Annotated in this window: 23 protein-coding genes, 2 tRNA genes and 1 riboswitch; of the genes, 19 read left to right on the forward strand and 6 right to left on the reverse strand. The window is 52.9% G+C overall.

All coding sequences use genetic code 11. The features are described 5' to 3' along the window. Positions 1-517 precede the first annotated feature (517 nt). From xrtA to prsR, 5 genes are all read left to right on the forward strand, one after another. Entirely contained in the window at positions 518-1,369 is an 852-nt protein-coding gene (gene xrtA / locus GFER_RS16240) for an exosortase A (RefSeq protein ID WP_040101068.1), read from the forward strand. Beyond that, on the forward strand, positions 1,362-1,988 hold the full coding sequence (locus GFER_RS16245; RefSeq protein WP_040101069.1) for an exosortase C-terminal domain/associated protein EpsI: 627 nt from the start codon (positions 1,362-1,364) through the stop codon (positions 1,986-1,988). Before xrtA ends, GFER_RS16245 begins: the two co-directional genes overlap by 8 nt. After that, positions 1,988-4,009 carry an XrtA/PEP-CTERM system histidine kinase PrsK gene (gene prsK / locus GFER_RS16250; protein WP_040101070.1) on the forward strand — a complete coding sequence of 674 codons (2,022 nt, stop codon included), beginning with the start codon at positions 1,988-1,990 and terminating at the stop codon, positions 4,007-4,009. Before GFER_RS16245 ends, prsK begins: the two co-directional genes overlap by 1 nt. Before the next feature lie 65 nt (positions 4,010-4,074). Next, the gene (locus GFER_RS16255; protein ID WP_040101071.1) at positions 4,075-4,446 is read left to right on the forward strand and encodes a GxxExxY protein; all 372 of its coding nucleotides are present in this window, start codon (positions 4,075-4,077) and stop codon (positions 4,444-4,446) included. A 46-nt stretch (positions 4,447-4,492) separates the two neighbouring features. Then, positions 4,493-5,881 carry a PEP-CTERM-box response regulator transcription factor gene (gene prsR, locus GFER_RS16260; protein WP_040101072.1) on the forward strand — a complete coding sequence of 463 codons (1,389 nt, stop codon included), beginning with the start codon at positions 4,493-4,495 and terminating at the stop codon, positions 5,879-5,881. A gap of 69 nt (positions 5,882-5,950) precedes the next feature. Here the strand turns inward: prsR and GFER_RS16265 are convergent, their stop codons facing one another. Then, positions 5,951-8,206 carry a GAF domain-containing protein gene (locus tag GFER_RS16265; RefSeq protein ID WP_040101073.1) on the reverse strand — a complete coding sequence of 752 codons (2,256 nt, stop codon included), beginning with the start codon at positions 8,204-8,206 and terminating at the stop codon, positions 5,951-5,953. A 391-nt stretch (positions 8,207-8,597) separates the two neighbouring features. Next, positions 8,598-8,684: riboswitch (cyclic di-GMP riboswitch) on the forward strand. 60 nt (positions 8,685-8,744) lie between these two features. On the opposite strand from GFER_RS16265, the gene GFER_RS16270 reads away from it, so the two are divergent. Continuing rightward, the gene (locus tag GFER_RS16270) at positions 8,745-10,499 is read left to right on the forward strand and encodes a S8 family serine peptidase (RefSeq protein ID WP_200889357.1); all 1,755 of its coding nucleotides are present in this window, start codon (positions 8,745-8,747) and stop codon (positions 10,497-10,499) included. 86 nt (positions 10,500-10,585) lie between these two features. Here GFER_RS16270 and GFER_RS16275 read toward each other — a convergent pair whose 3' ends face one another. The 3 genes from GFER_RS16275 to GFER_RS19250 all read right to left on the reverse strand — a co-directional run bounded on the left by GFER_RS16275 (position 10,586) and on the right by GFER_RS19250 (position 12,204). Beyond that, positions 10,586-11,335: a PEP-CTERM sorting domain-containing protein gene (locus tag GFER_RS16275; RefSeq protein WP_040101076.1), complete on the reverse strand. Its 750-nt coding sequence runs from the start codon at positions 11,333-11,335 to the stop codon at positions 10,586-10,588. 132 nt (positions 11,336-11,467) lie between these two features. Further along, a complete protein-coding gene (locus tag GFER_RS19245; protein WP_200889358.1) occupies positions 11,468-11,605 on the reverse strand; it encodes a PEP-CTERM sorting domain-containing protein in 138 nt (45 codons plus the stop codon). Next, a complete protein-coding gene (locus tag GFER_RS19250) occupies positions 11,560-12,204 on the reverse strand; it encodes a hypothetical protein (RefSeq protein WP_200889359.1) in 645 nt (214 codons plus the stop codon). The genes GFER_RS19245 and GFER_RS19250 overlap by 46 nt, the downstream gene beginning before the upstream one ends. A 392-nt stretch (positions 12,205-12,596) precedes the next feature. On the opposite strand from GFER_RS19250, the gene GFER_RS18795 reads away from it, so the two are divergent. Next, positions 12,597-14,072, forward strand: a complete 1,476-nt coding sequence (locus tag GFER_RS18795) for a hypothetical protein (RefSeq protein ID WP_139172198.1) — start codon at positions 12,597-12,599, stop codon at positions 14,070-14,072. Between the two features lie 148 nt (positions 14,073-14,220). On the opposite strand, the gene GFER_RS16290 is transcribed toward GFER_RS18795, so the two are convergent. Beyond that, entirely contained in the window at positions 14,221-14,697 is a 477-nt protein-coding gene (locus GFER_RS16290; RefSeq protein WP_040101079.1) for a tRNA (cytidine(34)-2'-O)-methyltransferase, read from the reverse strand. A 108-nt stretch (positions 14,698-14,805) separates the two neighbouring features. On the opposite strand from GFER_RS16290, the gene GFER_RS16295 reads away from it, so the two are divergent. Further along, positions 14,806-14,892: transfer RNA gene (locus GFER_RS16295), tRNA-Leu, on the forward strand. Positions 14,893-14,950: 58 nt separating this feature from the next. Here the strand turns inward: GFER_RS16295 and GFER_RS16300 are convergent. Further along, complete coding sequence (locus GFER_RS16300) at positions 14,951-15,535, reverse strand: hypothetical protein (protein WP_040101080.1); 585 nt, start codon at positions 15,533-15,535, stop codon at positions 14,951-14,953. Positions 15,536-15,664: 129 nt separating this feature from the next. Here GFER_RS16300 and GFER_RS16305 point away from each other — a divergent pair, with 129 nt between their 5' ends. From GFER_RS16305 to GFER_RS16360, 11 genes are all read left to right on the forward strand, one after another. After that, positions 15,665-16,345: a Crp/Fnr family transcriptional regulator gene (locus GFER_RS16305; protein WP_040101082.1), complete on the forward strand. Its 681-nt coding sequence runs from the start codon at positions 15,665-15,667 to the stop codon at positions 16,343-16,345. A 79-nt stretch (positions 16,346-16,424) separates the two neighbouring features. Continuing rightward, positions 16,425-16,907, forward strand: coding sequence for a nitrous oxide-stimulated promoter family protein (locus GFER_RS16310; protein WP_235264119.1), 483 nt, complete (start codon positions 16,425-16,427; stop codon positions 16,905-16,907). Between the two features lie 250 nt (positions 16,908-17,157). Beyond that, entirely contained in the window at positions 17,158-17,898 is a 741-nt protein-coding gene (locus tag GFER_RS16315; protein ID WP_040101084.1) for a 4Fe-4S binding protein, read from the forward strand. A gap of 559 nt (positions 17,899-18,457) precedes the next feature. Next, a complete protein-coding gene (locus GFER_RS16320) occupies positions 18,458-18,835 on the forward strand; it encodes an acyl-CoA thioesterase (protein ID WP_235264116.1) in 378 nt (125 codons plus the stop codon). A 103-nt stretch (positions 18,836-18,938) separates the two neighbouring features. Continuing rightward, the gene (cobO, locus tag GFER_RS16325) at positions 18,939-19,484 is read left to right on the forward strand and encodes a cob(I)yrinic acid a,c-diamide adenosyltransferase (protein ID WP_040101086.1); all 546 of its coding nucleotides are present in this window, start codon (positions 18,939-18,941) and stop codon (positions 19,482-19,484) included. Between the two features lie 129 nt (positions 19,485-19,613). Beyond that, complete coding sequence (locus GFER_RS16330) at positions 19,614-20,018, forward strand: cobalamin B12-binding domain-containing protein (protein WP_040101087.1); 405 nt, start codon at positions 19,614-19,616, stop codon at positions 20,016-20,018. Between the two features lie 11 nt (positions 20,019-20,029). Beyond that, entirely contained in the window at positions 20,030-20,971 is a 942-nt protein-coding gene (meaB, locus tag GFER_RS16335) for a methylmalonyl Co-A mutase-associated GTPase MeaB (RefSeq protein WP_040101089.1), read from the forward strand. Between the two features lie 80 nt (positions 20,972-21,051). Then, positions 21,052-21,126 (forward strand) — tRNA-Val (locus GFER_RS16340). A 219-nt stretch (positions 21,127-21,345) separates the two neighbouring features. Beyond that, on the forward strand, positions 21,346-22,956 hold the full coding sequence (locus tag GFER_RS16345; protein ID WP_082048142.1) for a response regulator: 1,611 nt from the start codon (positions 21,346-21,348) through the stop codon (positions 22,954-22,956). A gap of 17 nt (positions 22,957-22,973) precedes the next feature. After that, complete coding sequence (locus GFER_RS17980; protein WP_052446519.1) at positions 22,974-25,238, forward strand: PAS domain S-box protein; 2,265 nt, start codon at positions 22,974-22,976, stop codon at positions 25,236-25,238. Further along, positions 25,235-25,678 carry a response regulator gene (locus tag GFER_RS16360; RefSeq protein WP_040101093.1) on the forward strand — a complete coding sequence of 148 codons (444 nt, stop codon included), beginning with the start codon at positions 25,235-25,237 and terminating at the stop codon, positions 25,676-25,678. Before GFER_RS17980 ends, GFER_RS16360 begins: the two co-directional genes overlap by 4 nt. Positions 25,679-25,692: the final 14 nt, after the last annotated feature.

Below are 25,692 nucleotides of genomic sequence, written 5' to 3' on the forward strand. Positions count from 1 at the left end.
TCTACAACTGACCAAGGACAGCTTACAAATCAGGTTTAATTCACCGCAGAGGACGCGAAGAGTGCAGAGAATGGGCCTAGAGAGAAGCAAGAAAAAATCTCAAGGATTTTCTCTGTGTCCTCGGCGGTCTCAGCGGTAAAGAATACTTTGGGTTTGAAGGTTTTCTACAACTGACCAAGGACAGCTTACAAATCAAGTTTAATTCACCGCAGAGGACGCGAAGATCGCAGAGAATGGGCCTAGAGAGAAGCAAGAAAAAATCTCAAGGATTTTCTCTGTGTCCTCGGCGTTCTCAGCGGTAAAGAATGCTTTGGGTTTGAAGGTTTTCTACAACTGACCAAGGACAGCTTACAAATCAAGTTTAATTCACCGCAGAGGACGCGAAGATCGCAGAGAATGGGCCTAGAGAGAAGCAAGAAAAAATCTCAAGGATTTTCTCTGTGTCCTCGGCGTTCTCAGCGGTAAAGAATACTTTGGGTTTGAAGGTTTTCAACAACTGACAACGGACAAGAATTTCATGACAATTGCTCGACGTATTGATTTGACGACATTGGTAGGGGCAGGTTTGTTTACGGTGGCTTTTGGGTTGCTGTATCACCATGCCATTGCTTCCATGGTTAACGACTGGAGCATCGATCCCAACTATTCCCACGGTTTTCTGGTGCCGCTGATTTCGGGCTATTTCCTGTGGATGAAGCGTGAGCACCTGCTGGAAATGACCCCGCGCCGCTCGCTGTTTGGTTTGCTGGTCGCCCTGGGCGGGCTGGCCATGTTCCTGGTGGGCAGCGTGGCGGGGGAGTCCTTTACGATCCGCATGTCCATGCTCGTGGTTTTGAGCGGCGCTTTGCTCTTTGCCTGCGGTTGGTCGATTTTTCGAGAGCTTGCATTTCCCCTGGGGTTTCTGGTGTTCATGGTTCCGCTGCCCTACATTCTTTATGACAGCGTCGCTTTTCCCCTGCGCATGATGATTACCAACTATTCAGTGGAGATCATAAAGTTTCTCGGCATCGCAGTGATGCGCGAGGGGAATATCATCCATCTGACCAACACCTCGCTGGAAGTGGCCGATGCCTGCAGTGGCATTCGTTCGATCATTTCGCTGCTGGCCTTGGCGACGGCCATGGCCTACATGTTTTTCAAGCCCATGTGGAAGCGCATCGTCCTGGTGGCTCTGGCTATCCCCATGGCGATTTTCGCCAATGGCGTGCGCGTGGTCGGAACCGGGGTGCTCGCCAGCCGTTTCGGCCCCGAGGTGGCGCAGGGATTTTTTCACGAATTCGCCGGCTTGGCGGTGTTTGTCCTGGCCATGGCGATGCTGGTTGGGGCCGCCGGGATATTGAGTTGGATCGGGAGGTCACGCAATGGGTAAGCGTTTGTTGCTGGTGGGTTTGCTTGTTTTGGGTTTTGCGCTTTACGTGCAGGCGCGCCCCTTTCACGACCGGGTGCCGATCAAGCAGGATCTGGCCACCTTTCCCATGCATATAGAGGATTGGCGGGCCGCTGATTTCTCGCTGAGTCCGGGAGTTTTGGAGCAACTGCGCGTCACCAATTATCTGATGCGCGACTACCGCCGCGACAACGAATCGGTCAATGTCTACATCGGCTATTATGAAACTCAGCGCGAAGGCGCCCAGATCCATTCGCCTCGACATTGTCTGCCCGGCAGCGGCTGGGTGCCGACAAGTCATACGACGCGCACTTTTGAGATCGAAGGGCAGCGGCCCATCCATCTAGTGCAGGCGGTCTATGAGAAGGATTCCTTTCACGAGGTTTTTCTTTACTGGTATCAGATGAAGGATGCCACCATCACCAACGAGTATCTGCTTAAAGCTCAGATGGTGTTCAATTCACTAAAATACCGGCGCAATGATGCTGCGTTTATTCGCCTTTCGGCACCGGTGCGCACCACCTTGGAGGATACGGTCGCCACCATGGAAACGTTCATGGCGGATTTCGTGCCCCTGCTGGATGATTATCTGCCCGAGTGATGTCCCATCTTCTTCTCGTCATTGCTTCCATCACCGTTGCGCTGATTCTTTTCGGTCTGCTGCTGCGGCGCAAGCCCTCAGCAGCGATCATCGCCTTGATCGCTGCTCTTTGCGTGGCGCTGACTGTTGAAGTCATCGACCTGCTCGCCCTGCGTGATCCGCAAAATCTTGAAAGCTATAAGCGTTGGGGATTGCTGGCTGAGTCCCTGCTGCCCTTTACCTGGCTTCTGTATACCCTGAAATTCGGGCGTCTGCCGGGCTGGCGCAATATCTCCTGGTTGCAGCGCGTTGTGCTGGCGGCAGCGGCATTCATGCCGCTGCCGGTTTTGTTGCTGCCGGTGGGCGACTTTTTCTATTCTCCCGATTTCGGCGATGAATTGATCCTGTTTCTGGGTAATCCGGGTTATTACTTTTTTATCGGCATTTTGCTTTTTCTGATCGTTGCTCTGGTCAATCTCGAAGTGACTCTGATGAGTTCGCCGCGGCCCGAGCGCTGGAAGATCAAGTACGAAATCATCGGCGCCGGCCTGGTTATCGCCTTTTTCCTCGTCTACTACAGCCAGAGCCTGCTGTATCGTTCCATCGACATGAGTCTTGCGCCGGCGCGGGCGGTTTTATTCATCTCCGCCATTGGATTCATTGCTTATTCGCGTTTGCGGCGCGGCGAGGCACCTAGCCTTCGCCTTTCACCCGACATGGCCTATCGCTCGGTGGTCGTGTTTATCATCGGTGTTTATTTTCTCGTTATCGCTCTGCTGGGCGAGGGACTGCGCTACTTCGGCGAATCTACCCAGCGCAACTTTTTCATTACGGTCACTCTGATCGGCAGCGTAGCGGTTTTGGCTATCCTGCTTTCGGAGAAGGCCCGGCGCAAGATCCGCGTTTTTCTGCACAAGCATTTCTATCGCAGCAAATTCGACTATCGGCAGCAATGGTTGGATTTTACTCAGTGCTTGACCCAACCGCGTGACGCGCGCGAATTGCACCAGGCCATATTGGGTTTTTACTGTGCAACCTTTGGGTTTCGCGGGGCAAGCCTGTTTCTGACGGACGATGAAGGGCGCTTTTTCGATCTTGTCGGGTTTTTTGAACGTGCCGCCTGGCGTGAAAAGGTTGCAGGGGATGGGCCGGTGATTGAGCGGCTGAGAGAAGGTGACTGGATCGTCGCTTTGGGCGAAATCCGCCTTGAGGGGGTGACTTCGCCTCTGATCGATTCTGGTTTGGCCTTTCTTGTCCCCCTGTTGTCCGAACATCGTCTGGAGGGATTTATTGCATTGGAGGGGCGAATAAATCCGGACGAAGTGCTGACCTATGAAGACTATGACCTGATGAAAGTTCTGGCTCGCCAATCGACGGCTGCCATCCTGAACCTGCGCCTGTCCGCGGAACTTTCAGCTGCTCGCGAAATGGAACTTATGGGCCGCGTTTCGGCTTTTGTCATGCACGATCTGAAAAACCTGGTGTCGAACCTGGGAATGGTGGTGGATAACGCCGAAAACTATCTGGATGATCCGGAGTTCCAGGTCGACATGCTCGATACCCTGCGCGGCACCGTGGGCAAGATGAAGGGACTGATTCAGCATCTACGCACCTTGCAGGAAAAACCCCTGTTGGAGCGGCGCAAATGCAATCTACGCCAAGTCGTGGATGAGGCGCTGGGCAGCCTGAGCTTATCGAATGTCAGGGTGAGCGGCAACGGTGTCGAAGCCGATATCGATGCCGAAGAGATCCAGAAGGTGGTGCTCAATCTGGTCCTGAACGCCATTGAAGCCGGCGGCAAAAACCAACCCGTATGGGTCGAAGTCGGCGACGACCAGGCCTGCATCCGCGTGCGCGACGAAGGCTGCGGCATGAGCGAGGAATTCATCCGCACCCGCCTTTTCAAACCTTTCGAGACCACGAAGAAAAAAGGTTTCGGCATCGGCCTCTATCAATGCAAGCACATCGTCGAAGCCCACGGCGGACGAATCGAAGTGCGTAGCGCGGAGGGTGAGGGTACGGAGTTTACTGTAATGTTTTGAATTTTTTTCACCGCGGAGAGCGCTGAGTACGCGGAGAAAAACCTGGAGGGGGAAACTGATTTTTTATGGAAAATATTACGGAAAAGATTATTGGGTGCGCAATTAAAGTGCATCAGGAATTAGGTCCTGGCCTTTTGGAATCCACATATGAAAAATGTTTTGTTCATGAGCTTTTGGCAGAAGGGCTTTTTGTAGAGGTGCAAAAAGAGTTGCCTGTCTTTTATCGTGGGGTAAATCTTGAATGTGGTTACCGAATCGATATCCTAGTAAATCGTGAGGTTGTCGTCGAGTTGAAATCCGTTGATGCTATTTTGCCTATCCATCAGGCTCAGATTCTCTCATATTTGAAGTTGTCAGGGTGTAAAATTGGCTTATTGATCAACTTTAACGTCACTATGCTCAAGCAAGGCATACGTCGTTTGGTAAATAATTTTTAAACTCAGGTTTGCTCAGCGTTCTTTGCGCTCTCAGCGGTGAAAAATAATGGAAAAGTTACTGATTATTGATGACAGCGAAGAAATTCGCAAGCAGCTCAAATGGGGCCTGGGTAAGGACTACCAGGTTTTTCTTGCAGGTGATGTCGAGGAGGGGCTGGGGCTGTTTCGTAAGCATCGGCCGCGGGTGTTGACTCTTGATCTGGGGTTGCCGCCTGATGCCGATGGAGCGACGGAAGGGCTGCGTTGCCTGGGGGAAATTCTCAAAGAGAATTTTCGTACCAAGGTGATCATGGTCACCGGCAACGAGGAGCGCCAAAACGCGTTGAAAGCCATCGAGATCGGCGCTTACGATTTTTACCAGAAACCCATCGAGCTGGCTGAAATCAAGGTCATTTTGCGCCGCGCTTTTCATCTGGCCGAACTTGAAGAGGAAAATCGCCGCCTGCAGAAATCCGCCGTGCATGGGTTGCCGGTCATGGCCGGGTTGTTCGGTCAGTGTTTGCAGATGCAGCAGGTGTTCACCACCATCCGCAAGGTGGCTTCGGCCGACGTGCCGGTACTGGTGCTGGGTGAAAGCGGCACGGGCAAGGAACTGGTGGCTAAGGCCATTCACGGGGAAAGCCTGCGGCAAGAGGGACCATTTGTCCCGATCAATTGCGGGGCGATTCCGGAAAATCTTCTGGAATCCGAATTGTTTGGCCACGAAAAAGGCGCCTTCACCGGAGCGCAGGCACGCATTCAGGGCAAGGTGGAATTCGCCCATAAGGGAACGCTTTTTCTTGATGAAATTGGGGAAATGCCGCCGCTATTGCAGGTGAAACTGCTGCGTTTTCTGCAGGATCACACCATTCAGAGGGTCGGCGGTCGCGACACCATAGAGGTTGATGCGCGCATCGTTGCCGCGACCAATATCGATATGGATCAGGCTATTGCCCAAGGCGAGTTCCGCGAGGATTTGTTCTACCGCATCGGCGTGATTACCATCAATCTGCCGCCCCTGCGCGAAAGGGGCGAGGACATTTTGCTGCTATCCAGTCTTTTTCTGCATCGCTACGCCGAAGAGTATGGTCGGCCGGTTAAGAGCTTCAGCGGTGAGGCTCAAAAAGCCTTGCGCTCTTACGAATGGCCGGGAAACGTGCGGGAATTGGAGAACAAGATCAAACGTGCGGTTATCATGGCCGAGAAAGGCCAGATTGAACCGGGCGATCTGAATCTGGGCATAGGCGAGGGGGGAGCGGTGCGACTGGGTGAGCTCAATTTTGAGGGAATGACTCTCAAGGATGCGCGGGACCTGGTGGAGCGAGACATGGTGTTGAGCACTCTGAATCGCGAGGGCGGCAATATCGCCAAGACCAGCGATATCCTCGGCGTGAGTCGTCCGACTCTTTATGACCTGCTGAAAAAACATAATTTGCAGGGTGCTGCGGGGAAATGACGCGATGCATCCCGTAGGGGCGACGCATGCCTCGCCCTTGCCTTGCCCGAGGCGACGCATGCGTAGCCCCTACGGTTCAACCACCTCTGCAAAGACCTCCACCAAGGCTGGATCAAACTGGCTGCCTGCCTTTCTGCGTAGTTCCTCCAGAGCTTTTTCTTCAGACATCTTTTTTCGGTAAGGACGATCTTCGGTCATGGCGCACCAGGCGTCGATGATGGCGAGAACACGCGAGAACAGTGGGATTCTCTCGCCTTTGAGCCCTTCGGGATAACCGCTGCCGTCATACCATTCGTGATGGTGCAGAATGGCGGTACGCACCTCCTGCGCGTATTCAATATCTTTGAGCAGATCGACGCTGGCGTGGGGATGGATGCGCAGGGTACTGACTTCAGAGGCGGAGAGCTTCTTGGTTTTTCCCAATACGCTGTCATCGATGAGCATCAATCCGAGGTCATAGACCAGGGACAGATAAAGCCCCACACTTCGCTGTTCTTCTCCGATGCCGATTTTGTCGAGCAGCTGACCCATCAGCTCTTGCCGGCGGAGATTTTTCCCCATGGATTTTTTCTCGGCGCCGACCAGGTTGTCAAAAGAGGCGATAATGCGGCGCAGATCTTCTTCGGTATGACCGTCTTCGTGTAAGGTCTCGATTAGGTGGGCAATGCGTTGGCTGAGTACCGAGGCAATCTGAAGGTCGGCTTCCGAGAAGGGATCGCCTGACTTTTTATTGTTGAGATTGATGACCCCGACGGTGTTTCCGCCGATTATAAGAGGCAGTGACATGAAAGAGGGTGTCGTGTATTGAGCCGCCAGGGGGCTTGCGGCGAAGCGGGGATCTTCACGGATATCTTTGACCAGCAGGGGTTTGCCTTCGTGGGCAACCCAGCCGGCAATGCGCTCGCCGACGCGGATGCGGGTCTTTTTGATAATATCGGCGTCGAGTCCTCGGGCGCTGCGGATAATCAGATCCTGAGTGAGTTCGTCGCTGAGCATGATCGAGCAGGTGTTGACGGCGAGCAATTCGGAGATGAAATCGAGAAACAGATCCATGCTTGTATTGACGGCCGCCTCGATACGCTGGCGAGCGCCTCGGGGAATATGGATGCTTACGGAAAACCCTTCGGCGGTATTGGCGACCTCGAATTGCCAGTTGTGGACTTCGGCGGATTTCTTCGCCAGATAGAGCTTGAGGTTTTCATCGGAGCGCTCAGGATCGAACATGGTGCGCGAGGAGAAAAAGTAATCGGCTGTTTCCTCGGGAAGTTTGCGGTCGGTGGTCATGGTCAGCAGAATATGGCTGTTTTGTCGGCCGGTGAATTTCAGGTGACAACCGCTCTCCAAGTGCGGCAGGATGCCTTCGAGAAGATTGATGAAAAATTGCGCCACCATGACCTTATCACCGGCAACATCGGGAATGTCCGCCGCGAAATCAACCTGAACCTTGATGTCCTTGCGACTGAACTTGGCCTTGAGCAATCGGGATTCGAGGGTCTCGCGCAGCGCCCGTTCGATGTTGATGATGGTGCGGTGCATGACGCGTGACTCGTCTTCAACGCGCAGGAAATCGAGTTGGTTCTCAACGATATGTATCATTTTATCGATTTCGAGAGTGAGAATATCCATGAACTCGCGAAAGTCGCCGCCGTCGAGCTTGTCTGAGTTGCGCAGGTAATAGACCGCGCCTTTGGTCGAGTTAAGGGGGGTGCGCAATTCGTGGCTCACCCGGGTGAGGAATTCGGTTTTGGCCAGGGACGCTTCGATGAGTTTGCGATTGACCTCTTCGTGCTCGGCGGCCTTGGCTTTGAGCTGATTGACGAGAAAGGCGTTTTTCAAAGCAATGGCGGCCTGGTTGGCGATGATCTGGATAAGGATGAACTCTTCTTCGGTGAAGGGTTCGCCACTTTTCTTGTCGTTGATGTTGAGAACCCCGAGCAGTTTTGTTTTACCGATGATGGGGCAGGAGACGAAGGAGCGGGTTTTGTAGCGGTCGCGCGTCTTGGAAAAGCGCGGATCGCTGGCGATGTCGGCAACCAGTACGGCCTCGCGTGTCTGGGCCACTTGGCCGGCGATGCCTTCGCCGATGGCTGCGCGGTAGCTGCGCGCCAGATTTTCATCCAGCCCGCGACAGGTGAAGATAGAGAGCTGCTGTTGATCGTTGGCCAGCATCAGCGAACCTTTTTCGGCCCCCGTATGATTGATGGCCAGGTCGAGCATGATGTTGGCGATGGCACTGATGTTGTCGGAAAGAATAATGGCGCTGGAGATCTCTTGCAGGATCTCCAGTTTTTTTTCGCAGAGGTCTTTGGAGGCGAAGTCAGCCATAGGTTACTCGGAGGTTTGAAGTGGCGACGGCCCCGCGATTATTCTGGCGACGCAAGGTACTACACGAGTAAGGCTGCAAAACACATGCCTGATTACGGTTTTGTTTGGCTGGGCAGAGCTTTTAAGTGTTTGTTTTTAATATTAAATAGGCTGAAAAAATATTGCTTGCCTTAAAAAAATGACGCTTTTTAAAAAGTCGTTTTTCTCTTTTATGTAAAATATTTCGACAGTAAATGTCGAAATATTAAATTCAGGTATGGGATTTGCTTAATTGATAAAAACAAAGAGATGGGGGACGTTGCCAAGACTCTATGCATACAAAACTGGATTATGGAAAGGAGGTTGTTAAGTAATTCATTGATTCTCTGATAACAATCGGTTAAGTCTCTTGTTTTCGAAAGGGTAAACCCCGGGTGACCGGGGGGCACAAAGCCTACGGCTCCTGGGTATGCGGCTTCAGGAGGGCCGGGTTACCGAAGAAACGGGCTCACCCTTCGGGCGACCTGTTTCACCACAAAATTAATCCGGAGGGATAATCGTGAAAAGGCTTTCATGGCGAACAAAAATTGTTGCTGCCTTTGCCCTGTGTTTTGGGGTGATGCTTGTCGGTGGACCCATTGACGCAGCGCAGGGTAAAGGATTTGTTTCCGGTGAACTCTTGGTTCGACAAAAAGCAGGGGCTTCCGCCGCAAGTGTGCGTGCTGCTCTCCAGGCCCAAGGAGCAGGAGAGATCGAAGAGATTCCCGGCATCAAGGTCAAGCGAATTCGTGTTCCTGAGCACGCTCTTGAGAAGGTGCGAACCGCTCTGGCGCGCAATCCGAACTTTGAGTTTGTCGAGCCCAACTTTATCGGGCAAGGAACCCTGGTACCCAACGATACCTCCTATTCAAGCCAATGGCATTTGCCGCGCATCAACGCCCCGAACGGTTGGCAACTGACCACGGGCTCGAGCGATATCCCCATCGCTATTGTTGATTCCGGAGTCGATCCCAACCATCCGGATCTTGGTGCCAAACTGCTGCCCGGCTATAATTGGCTGGATTTCAACACCGACACCAACGATGTACAGGGGCACGGCACCGCGGTGGCCGGGGCCGCCGCCGCTATCACCAACAACAGCCGAGGCATTGCCGGGGTGGCCTGGGAAAACACCATCATGCCCCTGGTGGTACTCAACAGCAGTAATTCGGCGAGCTATTCCAACATTGCCTCGGCCATTGTTTACGCGGTGGACCGTGGCGTGAAAGTCATTAACGTCAGCATTGCCGGCACGAGTTTCTCGTATACGCTGCAAAACGCCGTCGACTATGCTTGGAATCGCGGCGCCCTGGTGTTCTGCGCGGCGGCCAACAACAACACCGATGATCCCTTCTATCCGGCCGCCTTGCCCAACGCCATCGCCGTTGCGGCCACGGACCAGAACGACAACAAGGCGTCCTATTCCAATTACGGCGACTGGATCACCATTGCCGCGCCGGGGTCCTCCATTTACACCACGCTGCGCGGCGGCGGATACGGCGCACGCAGCGGCACCTCACTGGCCTCGCCCATCGCCGCTGGGCTCGGCGCATTGATCTGGTCACTCAATCCCGACCTGTCGCACGTTGAGGTTCTTGAAATCCTAAAAGCCGGCGCCGATGATTTGGGTGCGGTCGGCTTCGATCCCATGTTCGGTCATGGGCGCATCAACGTGCTGGGCTCTCTGTCTCTTGCAGAAAAAATTGTTGCCGAAACCGATGTAACGCCGCCGGTTGTCGCACTGACTTCCCCTGCCGACGGCTCCGCTGTGGCGGGCCTGGTGACGCTCGTCGCCGAGGTTGAGGACGACCAGGGTGTGGACCGGGTGGAATTCTTTGTGAACGGCAATCGCCTCGGTCAGGATACCGGAACCCCCTATATGTTCTCCTGGGATGCCGATCAGGTACCCGCCGGTTGGCATCGTCTGAACGCTCAGGCGGTTGATACCTCGGGGAATGTCGGCGTTTCGCAAGAAATCATGGTGTACGTCGAGCAGGCGAGTGATCTGGTGCCCCCGCAGGTTGCCATCAGCAACCCTCTGCCGGGCGCAAAGCTCAACAAGCAGGAATGGGTGCGTGCCGCAGCCTCGGACAACGTGGGTGTGGTTCGAATGGAGCTGTATATCAACGGTTCTTTGATGACTGTCAACAATTCCGACACTCTTGCATGGCGCTGGATGACCCATAAGGAGCGCTCGAGTGTTTTTGAGGTGAGCGTCAAGGCCTACGACGCTGCTGGAAATGCTTCAGAGGATACGATTACTGTTTACAAGTAGTTGACTTTATTAGACTTCTTAAAAATAAAAGGGGCGGCGTCAATGACGCCGCCCCTTTTATTTTGTGGTGTAAAGTTCTCCGACGATCAGGCTTTTCTCTTCCGATGCCAAAGCCCAAGACCAAGCAGGCCGGCGCCGAGCAGGACGATGGTGCTGGGTTCGGGGATGGGGTCGAGAATTACGCCGCCGCCACCGCCGTCTTCTTCTTCCTGAAAGGTGCCGACAAGTTTAAGGCTTCCGTCGCCGTTTAAGCCCACGTTCTGGAAGCGAACATAGGTGAGGCCGTCGCTTGGGGCATGATCATTCGTGATGTGCCGCGGGTCTTGCGCCAGGGCGATGTCCTCTACAAAAATCATTTCGAAATACGCCGTGGTGAAGTAAGGGTTGGCTGCAAATCCTCCGCTTTGGTCGGGGGCGGGGTTGTAAAGGGCATACTGGCCGCTTTGGGACGCGGCGAGATAATCCAGGGAAACGCCGGCCTGATTATTTGCTAAATTCCAATAGTTCAGATTGCCCGGGTCAGGCGAGGTGCCGCCCAACTGAACCTGATCTCCTGTGGCTGTGAAAGCTGCCAGAGACCAGGAGCTGTAGGCGACGAGTTCTTCCAGAAAAAAGCCGAACCCCGTGATGCCCGGTGCGTTTACTCCCGAACCGCTATCGAGGCTGGTCGGAGAGGTGTTATTCAGAGCCAGGGAAAGGGTGTTGCCGATAATGCTGATTTCCATCGTGGCGGATCCGGTTCCGCCCTCATTGCTGCCGCTGAAGTTGAAGGTCAGAGCCCAGCTCTGGCCCGCACAAAAAAGAACGACCAAAACGGCAATAACAAAACTTTTCATAAGAATGCCTCTCTTCTCTCGTGAGAATAAGTATTTCAGAACAGTGGTGCAAGATTGCGGCCAATCTTCAAGTGCTCAAATTTGCAAGGAAAAACATAAATCCCGCCATTTCACTGTAAAAAAATCCGACAATCAAGCTTTTCTTCTGCGATGCCACAGGCCCAAGCCGAGAAGTTGCGCGCCGAGCAAGATGATGGTGCTGGGTTCGGGGATGGGATCGAGAATCACGCCGCCGCCGCTTTCGTCCTCTTCCTGAAAAATTCCAAACAACTTAAGGCTTCCTTCGCCATCTTTGCCGACGTTTTGAAAGCGCACATAGGTGACGCCGTGCGTGGGGTCATGGTCGTTGGTGATGAACTGGTCATTTGGCGCCAAGGCGATGTTGTCCGTGAAATCATGTCAAAATACGCGGTTGTGAAGTAAGCGTTTGCAGCCAATCCGTCGCGTTGGAGAGGATTGTAAAGAGCATATTGACTGCCACCCTGGGACGCTGCGTGATAGTCTGGGGAGGCGCCGGCCTGTCCATCCATCAAGCCCCATAATGCCAGGTCTTCCGAAGTGCCGCCCAGTTGAACCGGATCCCCTGCGATTGTGTGAGCTATGAGCGACCAGGAGCTGTAGTCAACGAGGTTTTCCAGAAAAAACCCGAATCCTGCGATGCCTGGTGCGTTATCCCCCCCCGAATTATCATCGAGAGCGAGCGGAGAGGTGTTTTGCAGGGCCAGGGAAAGCGTATTGCCGATGATGCTGATTTCCATCACGGCCGACCCGGTTCCACTTTCATGGCTGCCGCTGAAGGAATAAGTCAGCGCCCAGCTATGCCCGATAAGGAAAAGACAAATGAGAGTTGCAAAAGCAAGCTTTTTCATGGTCACCTCTTTTCATGGGAATTGATAGGAAATATTTAGGAATAATATTAAAAAAGTTAATCTAATTGTTAAATAAAAACCAAACCATGTTGTAAGTTGTTGAAATGGTATAAAAAAATATGTTCAAAATGTTCGATGTAAAGATTTTCGACAGAAATTTTGAGTTTGACAGCAGAATGGCAAAGGAGACTGTTTTTGAAAGGAATGGGATAGATTGTAATTAACAAAATAAATTATTGACATTTCCGAAATCAGCAGTAAAAGGTCTAAGTAGTTGGGTTTAGGCGATTCCTTAAGGTTTTGTCGGGTGTTGTCAATGATTAACGGAATTTCTTTAATCGCCGTTCCTTAAGTGTCTGGTCTCTTTATGCTTTTCGAAGGGAGGAAAAGGTATGATAAACAAATTTTTGTCAATCTGTACTCTTGGGCTTTTCTTATTTGGCAGTGCTGCCTGGGCGGATGATTTCTGGGTCGGCACCCTAAATGGTGGTGGGGAATCGGTTGAAAACGTATTGAATTTCGACTGGGCTTCCTCGGGTAGTGGCGTCGCTGAAAATGTAGGTCCTGTGGCTGGACCTCTTGAGATTGGGGATGTAATAACTTTTCGCTATCAAAGTTTTCTTACTCATTTAAATGATCAAACTGGGCAACCATTAATCCTTAGCGGATTGAGTATTGATTTTGAATTTACATTAGTAGCAGAAATTGAAGAAATTGTTGTTGGTTTGGAGGAGCTCGGTTCATCAACAGTAGCTATATTTGAAACATTGCCTGGCGGACAATTTTACATTTATTATGATGAAAAAAATAATGCAAATATTTCTCAAGGTTATGGTTTTGATGATGGTGTTGTTATTGCTAGCGGTGTAATAATTGCTGGTCAAGAATCTGTTTTTAGCTTCAATTCGAGTACAAATATAGGCTTGGGTGCATCTGTGATTTATGGAGATATAACTTATGTCAACTCTGAATTTATTGACCCATCTGCAAATATCGTAGGTTGGAGGTTTGAGGGAACCCAGCATTATCCTCCAATAGAATCAGATACAACCGCGTTTTTTGTTTCAACGCCAGGTGAAGGCAATCTTGATGAATATATTGTGCAAGCAACCGATTTGGTTCTTAAAGTCGATGGTAGCAGTAAATTTTTAGTTGCACAACAAGATGTGGGCCCCTGCCGTGTCACCGGCGGCGGGCACAGCACCTCGGGTGAGGCTCCTGACGGCGAATGGGATGAGACCTTTGCCGAAGTGAAAACAACGGGCAATCCCAACTGGTACAACACCTATCAGTTCGGTGGCCAGGCCGGTGCCAATACGGCCATGCAGCCCCAGCCCAAAGGGCAATGGACGCATCATCAGCAAAAAGGCCCTGACGGCAGCTTTACCTTCCATGCGGGAACCGCAAGCGCGCCTCCGGGTACGGAAATCACCCTGATCGAGTGCAGTGACCCCGGCAACTGTCTGCCGGCGCGTCCCGCCGAGTTCAAACAGATCGACTTCAACGGCGTGGGTACCTTCCGAAATATCCGCAGTGCGCCGCCCTCCTTGGCGCATGTGATACCAAACGAGACCTATCATTACTTTGAGGTCCATATTGAAGACCTCGGCGAGCCGGGTCGCGCCGGAAAACAGCCTGATATTAACGATGCTCTCTGTCCACCGGAAGGATCGCCGGGTGAAGTGGCCAATTGCGGGTGTCCTGATTTTTATCGGATCACCATCTATGAGGGCGTCTATCCCGAATATGATCCTGTGACCGGTAAGGTTACGAACCTCAACAAGACCGATGTTATTTATGATGTTTATGGGTATCTGACCGGCGGTAACCTGCAAATTCATCCGCCGACAGGGTTTGACATGCAATAAAAATTCGACCGCTTTAAACGAGCCAAGATGGGCCGCTCAGCTTCGGCAGGGCGGCCCTTTTATTAAAGCGAAACTTAGGGGACGGTCTTAGCGAAACTTAGGGGACGGTCTTGACGAATTGACTAAATTGATTGAGATGCATAAGGCGCTAATGTTCGTCGAGTCGCCCCGCCTGGCGCAGGGCTTCATAAAGCACGATCCCCGTCGCCGTCGACAGATTGAGGCTGCGCACCAGCGGCGAGAAAATCGGGATGCGGATGCACTGCTCGGGATGGGCGGCGAGCAATTCATCGGGCAGGCCTTGGGTTTCCTTGCCGAACACCAGAAAGTCGCCGGGTTGAAAGGAAACCTCATGGTAGGAACGGGCAGCTTTTTTAGTTGTGAGCCAGAAGCGCCCCTGGGGAAACGCCTGCTGCAAATCGGCATAGCTTTCCCAGCGCCGCACGTCGATGGCCGGCCAGTAATCAAGGCCTGCGCGCTTGAGGTAGCGATCATCCAGGGAGAAGCCAAGCTTGCCCACAAGATGCAACAGGGTGCCCGTAGCGCCGCACAGGCGTGCGATGTTGCCGGTGTTGGGCGGGATTTCGGGCTCGATCAGTACAATATGAAAGGGTGTCTCGGTCATGGCGCCGGACTATATCATGAGGGATATGAAGGGGAAATTGAAAAAGGAGCTGAGCCGGTTTTTTCTGTTGCATTCGCTACGGGCATTTGATATAAATCCCCTCGCTTTGCCGAAGTGGTGGAATTGGTAGACACGCTAGGTTCAGGGTCTAGTGGGCGTAGGCCCGTGGGAGTTCGAGTCTCCCCTTCGGCACCAGCTTAAATTTAAAAGGGCCTGAGATCTCTTGTAGATTTCAGGCCCTTTTTGTGTCTCGTCAATCCCACAGCTCGTCTTTGCTTTTATCCCTGCGCTTTTCTCTCTGTTTCTGCGCCAGCAGCCGCCGCTCACGGCGGGCGATGTCCGCTTCGGTGGATTTGGGGATACGCCGCACGAGAACGGAAAAATCATCCGGTATGAAATAGATCACCCGCCCGTGGATGCCGCCGAGGTCTGCGGCCATGAGGCTGATTTTTTCGTTGTCGAGAAAGCTGCGGATAAAGCGGCAATTGAGTTCGCCGACACCGGGGCCGGCGGTTTTGGGCGCGATGATGGTCGCGCCGCCGAACACTTTGGCGCGCAGATTGGGTCGCTGAGCTCCGAGTTTGAGCATGGCGTTGATGAGCAGCTCCATGGCATGGATTCCGTAACGACCCGATTCGCTGAGCAGCAGGGGGCTGTTGGGTAAGCTGCGCGTGCCGCACAGCAGAAAGTGATTCATGCCGATAACGCGTTTGACAGGATCATAAAGGCAGGCTGCGACACAGGAGCCGAGCAACGTCGAAAGAGTGGCCGTATCGGCGGACGCCCGATAGTCACCAGGAAGAATGGAGATAATATTGTCGCCGATGGAATTGGGCATAGTATCTCTGAGGGAGAGAGGAATTGTGGTTTTGAGATCGCCGCAGGTTGATATGTTACCAAAACGGTTGTTGATTGCAAGTTCTTAAAATAATTGCTCACCCGCGACTCTTCTGCTAAGCTTTGCGCCATGGAAAATCGCGCTGCCATAAAAAAATGCCCCCTGTTTGCCGGAGTGACGGATCAGGATCTCGAACGCTTGGAAGAGGTGTGCCGGCGTCGTGATCTGCATAAGGGCGAGGTACTTTTCTCACAGGGTGAACCGGCTGTTGGCTTTTACGTGGTGACCGACGGCAAAGTCAAGATCTACAAGCTCTCGCCGGATGGCAAGGAGCGCATTCTGCACATCGTGCATGGGGGGGAGAGTTTTGCCGAGGCGGCTATTTTTGCTGACGGTTTATATCCCGCTTTTGCCGAATCGCTCAGTCGCGCAACGGTACTGTTTTTCCCCAAGAAAGATTTCCTCAATCTGCTGAAGGAACATACGCAGATTCCCATCAACATGATTGCCGGCCTGTCGCGTTTTCTGCGGCAGTTCGCCACCCAGATCGAAGATCTTACTTTCAAAGATGTTCCGGCCCGCCTGGCCCGCTATCTGGTTGAATTGGCCGGCGATGAGGCCGATACCGTCCAGTTGCCTATCTCCAAAAGCCAGCTCGCCTCACGCTTGGGTACGGTCAGTGAAACCCTCTCGCGCACCCTGCGCAAACTTTCCGATGATGAATTGATCCATGTGCGCGGCAAGGATATCGACATCCTCGATCGCGACCGCCTGGAAGACCTGGCCGAAAGTACGCGTGAATCGCTTTGAGTTTCTGTTTAAACACCTAAACTCTCGGCACACGGATCAAATCTGATATACGCGGATTAAAATCAAGACCTTGGATTTCGTGTGGAAATCCGGTTTTTTCAGATTTGATCCGTGTCCCATGATACCTTTCCGGCTTGTTTTGACATGCGTCAAAGATTTACCTGCCTATTTTGCTTATTCTCAGCACATGAACACGCCACCATTCACATCCGGACTCCATCCCAAAGAAATCAAGGACCTGCGCATCCTTGCGCAATTTTCTTCGGTTTATTGTTGTGTCCACCACGCCGGGCCTAAACAGTTTTTGGCGGCGAGGGAAGAATGGGGCGGGAAAATTGATCTTTCCCCATTTCCGTTGTGCGCGAATTGTCGGGAATTCCTGGGCTATGCCATTGAACGGCGCCTGCGCTGCCCGCTTGATCCGAAGCCGATCTGCAAGCATTGCCATATCCATTGTTACCGCCCTGGGCATCGTGAAAAGGTGCGCGAAATTATGCGCTTTTCTGGAAAATATCTGTTGAAGCGCGGACGCCTTGATCTGCTCTGGCATTACTTTTTCTAACTGTGGAGGTTCTTGATGATCTGGACGGTGCTCGCCGGAATATTGCTGCTGTTGTGGACGGTGATTTTTTTGACCGCCTTTTGCCCGCTGCGCGCGGCGCGGCGCAGGCAAGAAGCCAGACAGGTTGCGGTTTTTGAAAGCAATGACAAATATTGACCCCGGTCAAGGTGATTGTTGCTTGAATCCGGCATGATCTGGACAAAAAACACAATTAAGAAACCCACGAATATAAAATTTCAAGGAGAACGCCATGATTCGAGAAATTGTAACAATCGACGAAGAAAAATGTGATGGTTGTGGTCTGTGCGTGCCGGCCTGTGCCGAAGGAGCGATTCAGATTGTCGACGGCAAGGCGCGGTTGATCGCCGACAACCTGTGCGATGGCCTGGGCGCCTGCCTGGGCGATTGTCCCCGTGACGCTATTAAAATTGTGCGTCGCGATGCCGATGAATTTGACGAGGAAGCGGTGGATGAGCACTTGAAAAAAAGCGGCAAACCTCCCCTGACGGCTCATGCCCCTCAGCCGCAACCTCAGGCCCAGGGTGGTTGCCCTTCGGCGCGAATGATGGAGTTTTCGCGCAAGAGCGAACCCCAAGCAAATGGTGAAGAAGCGGGTGAGCGTCCTTCAGAGTTGCGGCAATGGCCCATCCAGATAAATCTGGTGCCGCCGACCGCGCCCTTTTTCAAGGATGCCGAACTGGTTCTGGCCGCCGACTGCGCCCCTTTTGCCTTTCCGGAGTTTCACCGAGACATCCTCAAGGGCAAGGCCCTGGCCATCGGCTGCCCGAAGCTCGATGACGGCAAGGCGTATCTGGAAAAGCTCACCGCGATTCTGCGCCACAACGACATTCGCAGCCTTACCGTGGTGCACATGGAGGTTCCTTGTTGCACGGGCTTGATTATGCTTGCCCGTCAGGCGGTTGCCGATAGCGGCAAGAATGTGCCGATTGAAACCATCAAGGTCGGCATCCAGGGCGATTTGAAGGGTTGATAAAGGCAGCCAAGTTCGATTCACCGCAGAGAACGCCAAGAACGCAGAGAATGGCTTAGGGAAAAGCATAAAAAGTCTCAAAGGTTTTCTCAGCGCCCTCAGCGTTCTCAGCGGTAAATAAGGGCTGAGGTTGTGAAGGTTTTCAAAAAAGGACAAATGCCGAAGGTCAGACCTTGAGATCAAGTTCGATTTACCGCAGAGAACGCCAAGAACGCAGAGAATGGCTTAGAGAAAAGCATATAAAGTCTCAAAGGTTTTCTCAGCGCCCTCGGCGTTCTCGGCGGTAAATAAGGGTTGAGGATTTTGCCAGATCCTGTTCATCCTGTCGATTTGAGCCTGGTTTTAATCCGCCCCTATCAGATTTGATCCGTGTCCCATGAGATTTTCACGGCCTTTGCCGCTATTGGCTTTTCAAGTAGTAAAAAAATGTTTTACCCCGCCATTCCTTCTGGTTGACTCTTTTTACCCCCCTTGGTATATTTCCGACCTGCTAAAAAAATTTAGTCTGACTTAAAACCGTTTTTCTTGCTGCGAAAGACCAATTATGAATCCCTGTCGCATGACTCTTCGTGTGCGCTACGCGGAAACGGACGCCCAGGGGGTTGTGCATCATGCGCGTTACCTGGTGTGGTTCGAAGAAGGTCGCTCTGATTTCCTGCGCCAGAACGGGGCACGCTATACCGACTTTGAAAAAGCCGGTTATTATGTTGTGGTGGCGCGTGCTGAACTCGATTACAAGGCCCCGGCCTTTTACGAGGATGAGGTCACTATTGAAACCACCTTGGAGAGACAGCGCGGCAAAGTCCTTGAATTTTCCTACCGCGCCTTGAACCAGGACGGACTGCTGCTGGCAACGGCCCGCACGGTGCATGTGGTCATTGACCGCACCCGAAAGCCCGTTTCTCTGCCGGCTGAACTTCTTGATAAGTTGGTTTAGGGGTCTTTTTTTATGTTCTTGATTTATAACAGAAAATGACAGGATTGAGGTGTGAGTTGTTTTTCCCTCGATTTGATCCCTTGTGAGCGCTGAAGGTGCCTTCATGACCACCGAAAATCATAAATTGACGCAGGGCCGGGTGCAGGTCTACACCGGCAACGGCAAAGGAAAGACTACGGCCTCTCTGGGGCTCTGCCTGCGAGCGGCCGGGCACGGTCTGCATATCCATGTGCTGCAGTTTATGAAGGGCAGCACGGTGTATGGCGAACTTGAATCGGCCCGCAAGCTGGCTCCGTATCTCACCATCGAGCAGGTCGGGCGCGACACCTTTGTCTCCCGCGAGAATCCCGATCCGGTCGATGTCGCCATGGCCCGGGCGGGCTTTGATAAAGCCAGGCAGTTGGTGCTGAGCGGTGACTACGATTTGATCGTGCTGGATGAAATAAATTGTGCGGTTGATTACGGCCTGGTGTCGCTGGAAGAGCTGAAAGATCTTATCGCACACAAACCTGCCTACACTGAACTGGTGTTGACGGGTCGCGGGGCCCATGCCGACATCATCGCAATTGCCGATCTGGTGACGGAAATGCGTGAGGTCAAGCATTACTTCAATGCGGGGCAAGCTTCGCGCACTGGAATCGAGAGCTAAGCTTGATGCACTCGCAAAAACTCAGAGGATGGCTTGCGACGCCATCAAGAATAACAGCCTGTTCCGCTCCTTATGGCGAGGGGTTTTAGAAATCTGTTGATATATAACATCGATAAAGGAGAAATGAGAATGGCAGAGAGAACTTTGCGCTTGCTGGTGGCTAAACCAGGCTTGGATGGCCATGACCGTGGGGCGAAAATCGTGGCGCGCGCTTTTCGTGATGCCGGCTTCGAGGTCATCTACACCGGGCTGCGCCAGACACCCGAGCAGATCGTCAATACCGCCATTCAGGAAGACGTTGACGCCGTGACTCTCTCGATCCTTTCCGGTGCGCATAACACTTTGTTTCCCCGGGTCGTCGATCTGCTGCGCGAAAAAGGTGCCGGCGACATCCCCGTGTTCGGCGGGGGCATCATCCCCGAGGATGACATCCCCGGCCTGAAAGAGGCGGGTGTGCTCGAAATTTTCACTCCGGGTACCAGTACCGAGATGATCGTGCAGTGGGTTAAAGACAATATCAAACCTCAGGCTTGAGTGGATTCGTCGTGTCCTTAGCCGAAAAAATTCTTCAAGGAGACATCCGCTCTGCGGCGCGCCTTATGCGCAATGTCGACGACAACATGCCGGGCGCGGTGGATGAGCTCAAAAAACTATATCCCCATACCGGCAAAGCGTTCATTCTCGGTGTCACTGGGCCGCCCGGTGCCGGCAAGTCGACTCTGACCGATAAACTTATTGAAGCTTACCGAGGCAAGGGCTTGAGCGTCGGTGTGGTTGCCATTGATCCGACCAGCCCATTCTCCGGCGGTGCGATTCTCGGCGACCGGATCCGCATGAATCGTCACGCCACGGATCCGCAGGTTTTTATTCGCTCCCTCGGCACGCGCGGTCATCTCGGCGGGCTGTCGAATTCGGCCAACGACGTCGTGCACATTCTCGATGCCATGGGAATGCAGGTGGTCATTGTCGAAACCGTCGGTGTCGGGCAGGACGAGGTTGAAATCGTGCGCACTGCCCACACAACGCTGGTGGTCATGGTGCCGGGCCTCGGCGATGATATTCAGGCCATCAAGGCCGGAATCCTTGAAATCGGCGATATTTTTGTTGTCAATAAGGCTGATCGGCCCGAAGCTGACCGCACCGCCCGCGACCTGTCGATTATGGTGGACATGAAAGAGCGCAGTGCCGATGAATGGTTGCCGCCCGTGGTGCTGACGGTGGCGCAGAAAAAGGACGGCCTGGGTTCGCTCGTCGATAAGATCGAAGAGCATCGCGCCTATTTGCATACCGATGGGCGACTTCAGCGCCATGAAGAAGACAAGAGCCGACAGCGTTTCACCGATCTCCTCAAAGAGCGTCTTTTCGCCCAGGTTTTTGGCCGCATCGAGGAGGAAGATCAAGTGCGCGACATCGTACAATCCGTTGCGCGGCGCGAACGCGATCCCTACACCGCGGTTGAAGAAATCTTACGTTCACACCTGCGTTGACAGGGCCGCCAGGGGTGATGCCTCGGACAAAAAAAGCGTTGACACTCGGCTGAAATTGTTGGTATAAATCCGAACACTTCGGGCGCATAGCTCAGCGGGAGAGCACTGCCTTCACACGGCAGGGGTCGTAGGTTCAATCCCTACTGCGCCCACCAATAAAATCAAGGGCTTAGCGATTTTTCGCTAAGCCCTTTTTGCGTCGTGAGGTTTTTGTGATGCATTTTTTTGGAAAGGGGCATACCTGAAAAGGTTTCCCTCTGAGATGGTTAACATTTTGACGGCTAAGTGGTATAAACAAACTGAGATATTCGGTAAACTTTTCGCATTTACAGAGGTGATGCAGCGGTTGTATCTTCTGGGAGAAGCGTTTTGGCATGGGAGGGGAAGTGATGGATTTTGATGAATTATGCGTTCTTCTGGTTGAGGATGAGGGTGCCCACGCCGAGGCCATCTCCCGAGCCTTTGCCGTAGCTGATTTGCCTGCGAGAATTATCATTGCCGCAAACTTGAAGCAATATTATCAGAACCTAGCGCTCGAAGAGCCCGATGTCGTGCTGATGGATTTTAACCTCACCGACGGCAACGCCATGGATGTGCTCAAAGCGACGGGTGCGCATGGTTCTTTCCCCATTTTGGTCATGACCGCCTATGGGAACGAGGAAATGGCAGTGGCGGCCATGAAAGCCGGGGCGCTGGATTATGTGGTTAAATCGCCGCAGAGTTTTGCGGTCATGCCGCAGATCGTGATGCGCGGCTTGCGCGAATGGCGATTGTTGCAGGAGAAAAAAAGCGCTGAACAGGCGCTGCTGGAAAGTGAACAGCGCCTGCGCCGTGCGCTGGAGGCTGCCGAAGAGGCGTCTCGCGCCAAGAGCGAATTTCTGGCCAACATGAGTCACGAAATCCGCACCCCCCTCAACGGGTTGTTCGGCATGCTGCAATACCTCAAGACCACCCCCTTGCAGTCTGAGCAGACCCAATGCGTCGATCTTGCCGTTGAGTCGGGCGAAAAGCTTCTCGATATCCTCAATGATATTCTCGATCTGTCACGCATCGAGGCAGGTAAGCTTGACCTGCACCAGAGTCGCTTTGATCCTGCCCGTCTGGTGCGACAAGTTTGTGATATCTTTCTTCCCAACGCCGCTGCGAAGAATCTTGCTCTTAAAAATGAAATAAGCCCTGATTTTCCTGCCGAAGTTGTTGGTGACGAAGGTCGGCTGCGCCAGGTGCTTTTCAACCTTGTGGGCAACGCCGTCAAGTTTACCGAGGAGGGGCATGTCTGTATTTTCGGCGGCCGGGCTGCCTCCGATCCCGAGCGTCCCGGCAGGCTCGGGTTGTGGTTCACCGTTGAGGATACTGGCGTCGGCATCCCACAAGACCGACTCGATGCCATCTTCGAGCCTTTCGTGCAGGTCGATGGGAGCAGTACGCGCAAATATGGCGGCGCGGGTCTGGGTCTGGGAATCGTCAAGCGGCTGGTCCAGTTGATGAACGGCACCCTGAGCGTTGAAAGTGAACTTGGTCGAGGCACCCAACTGAGTTTTTCCGTCGAGGTCGAAGAGGCGAGTCCCGCCGTGCCGGTAAGCCCTGGGCCGATATTGACCAAGCCGATGCTTATCCGCCCGTTGAAAATTCTGCTCGCTGAAGATGAACGCATTAATCGCTTTACCATGGAGCGCATGCTGATAAAGCAGGGACATGAAGTTCGTTCGGTTACTGACGGCAAGCAATGTCTTCATATGCTGCAGCAGGATTCTTTTGATCTGGTGTTTATGGACATTCAGATGCCGGAAATGGACGGGCTGGAAACAACGCGACAGGCTCGTAGTCTCAAGGACCCGGACAAGGCGCGCATCCCCATTGTCGCCTTGACTGCTCATGCCATGAAGGGCGATCGCGAAAAATTTCTTGAAGCCGGTATGGATGAATACATCAGCAAACCTGTGCGCGCTGAAGAGCTAAGGCGTGTTCTGTCGCTGTTTTTTTAAATTTTCGGGGCACTCCGATGACTCAGGATAAATCAGGGTCGAATTCCGATGTCGATCCGCCTCATAGATTCGAATACCCTGGTGTTTCTTTTCTGCTCATCGCTCTTTTCTGGACTCTGGCCATCGGCGCCATGGCCGGCTGGCATTATTATCATGCGAGCAGGGCCGCATTGGATAATGCGCGTACAGCGGCTCGCCACAGTTTCGGCAAAGATCTGACCTTCCGCCGCTGGGCCACAAGCCATGGCGGCGTCTATGTGCCGGTCACGGCCAATACCCCGCCTAATCCTTATCTGACTCATGTTTTCGAACGCGACATCACGACCCCGTCCGGACGCGATCTGACCCTGGTCAACCCTGCCTATATGCTGCGCCAGATGCATGAAATGGCCGATGAGCTTTTCGGCACGCGCGGACATATCACCAGTCTCAAACCTCTGCGATGGGAAAATTCACCCGACGCATGGGAGGTGGAGGCCTTGCAGGAATTTTTGACAGGGAGCATTGAATGGTCGACCAGGTCGCAGATTGAGGGGGAGGATTATCTGCGCCTCATGCGCCCCTTGATGGTCGAAAGTGGTTGTCTCAAATGTCACGACCAGCAGGGCTATCAACTTGGCGATATCTTGGGCGGGGTCAGTGTGGCAATCCCCTGGGCGCCATATCGACAGGCGCTGGCGGCCGCACTTCGCGCTTATGTTTTGGGTTATGGTGGCCTGTGGCTGGTCGGCCTGATTTTGCTTGAGGGCAATCGCAGGCGCTTACGTGATCATCTGGAGGGACGTCTTGATAGCGAAAAGCGCTACCGTCAACTCTTTATATCCAATCCTCAGCCCATGTGGATATACGATTTGGATACATTGGCCTTTCTTGCAGTGAACGATGCGGCTGTCAGGCGCTATGGATACAGCCGAGAAGAGTTTCTTGCCATGACCATTAAAGACATTCGGCCCCTTGAGGATGTTGCTGGGTTGTTGCACAATGTCGCAAATGTTCAGAGCGGATTCGATGAAGCGGGTGTTTGGGTTCACATCAAAAAAGACGGCACAGTAATGGATGTCGAGATCACTTCCCATACCCTTGAGTTTGATCGGCACCGCGCGGAAATGGTACTTGTGCAGGATGTTACCGAACGCCTCCGCGCGGAAAAGATATTGCGTGACAATGAAAAACGTCTTCAGCATTGGCACGAGCTGTTGCAATACATTGTTGCGCATGATACCAGCGCCATTGTCGTTTTCGATAAAAACCTCAACTTCTTGTTCGTTAGTGACCGCTTTCTAACGGACTACCGGGTCAAGAAAAAAGATATCATCGGCAAACATCATTACGAAATCTTCCCTGACATCCCGGAAAAGTGGCGCCGGATTCATCAGCGCGTATTGCAGGGCGAATCGCTCGGTGAAGAAGAGGACCGGTTTGAGCGCGAAGACGGTCGTATTGATTATACACGCTGGCAATGTCGCCCCTGGTATGAAAGCGATGGGTCCATCGGCGGCATTATCATCTACACAGAGGTCATCACCGAGCGCATCGAGGCCAGGGAGGAACTGAAACAGCGCACCCTGGAGTTACAAGAGCGCAGCGCCGAACTTGAACGTTTCAACTACACCGTGTCCCATGATCTCAAGAGTCCCTTGGTTACGGTGAAATCTTTTCTCGGTTTTCTGGAGCAGGATCTGAAAAGACAAGATGACGAACGTATTCGTCTCGACATCGATTATATGCGTGCCGCAACGCAAAAAATGGGACAGCTGCTTGATGATTTGCTCGAAATGTCGCGACACGGCCGCATTGTCAACCCTTCCGTGAATGTTTCCTTTTCGGAACTCATGCGTGAAACACTCACTCTGGTGGCGGGGCCGATCACCGAGCGGGGCGTCGAGATCCAAATGGGTGATGATATGCCGGACTTGTTCGGCGACCCGCCGCGCCTGGTGGAGATCTGGCAGAACCTGTTGGAGAATGCCGTCAAGTATATGGGTGACCAAGAACATCCGCGCATTGAAATCGGTGCTGAAATGCAAGGAAAGGAGATGGTTTTTTTTGTACGCGATAATGGTATAGGCATCGATGAGCGGTATTTCGATAAAATTTTCGGTCTTTTTGAGAAACTTGACAAACAGACCGAAGGCAGTGGTTTGGGGCTGGCCTTGGTGAAAAGGATCGTAGGATTATACAAGGGAAGAATCTGGGTGGAATCGCAAGGCGTGGGCAAGGGCAGCTGTTTCAATTTCACCCTGCCGGATGCCGTTGAATTTAAGGAAGGGAAACAGCTATGATCGGGGAACCAATTGTTATTTTGTTGGCGGAGGATGACCCGGCCCATGCGGAAATCGTGCGCCGCAACATGGAAAATTCCCGAATCAGCAACCGCCTGGAGCATGTGGTCGACGGCCAGGAAGCACTGGATTACCTGTATCGTCGTGGCAGGTTCAGCGATCCGGGGTGTGCGCCACGTCCGGGGTTGATCCTGCTGGATCTGCGCATGCCGCGGATCAATGGCCTCGAAGTGTTGAAGATCATCAAGGAAGATCCTGGTTTGGGGCGCATACCGGTTGTGGTTCTGACTACTTCGGCCGCCGAAACGGATGTGGCCAAGGCCTATGATCATCATGCCAACAGCTATCTTGTCAAACCGGTCGATTTTCATCAGTTTGTCGAGATGATGAGTACCATCGGCTATTACTGGCTGGTGTGGAACAAAAATCCCAATGCTTGAGGGCGTTGGAGAAT

This window comes from Geoalkalibacter ferrihydriticus DSM 17813 (genome assembly GCF_000820505.1).
Classification (GTDB): Bacteria; Desulfobacterota; Desulfuromonadia; order Desulfuromonadales; family Geoalkalibacteraceae; genus Geoalkalibacter; species Geoalkalibacter ferrihydriticus.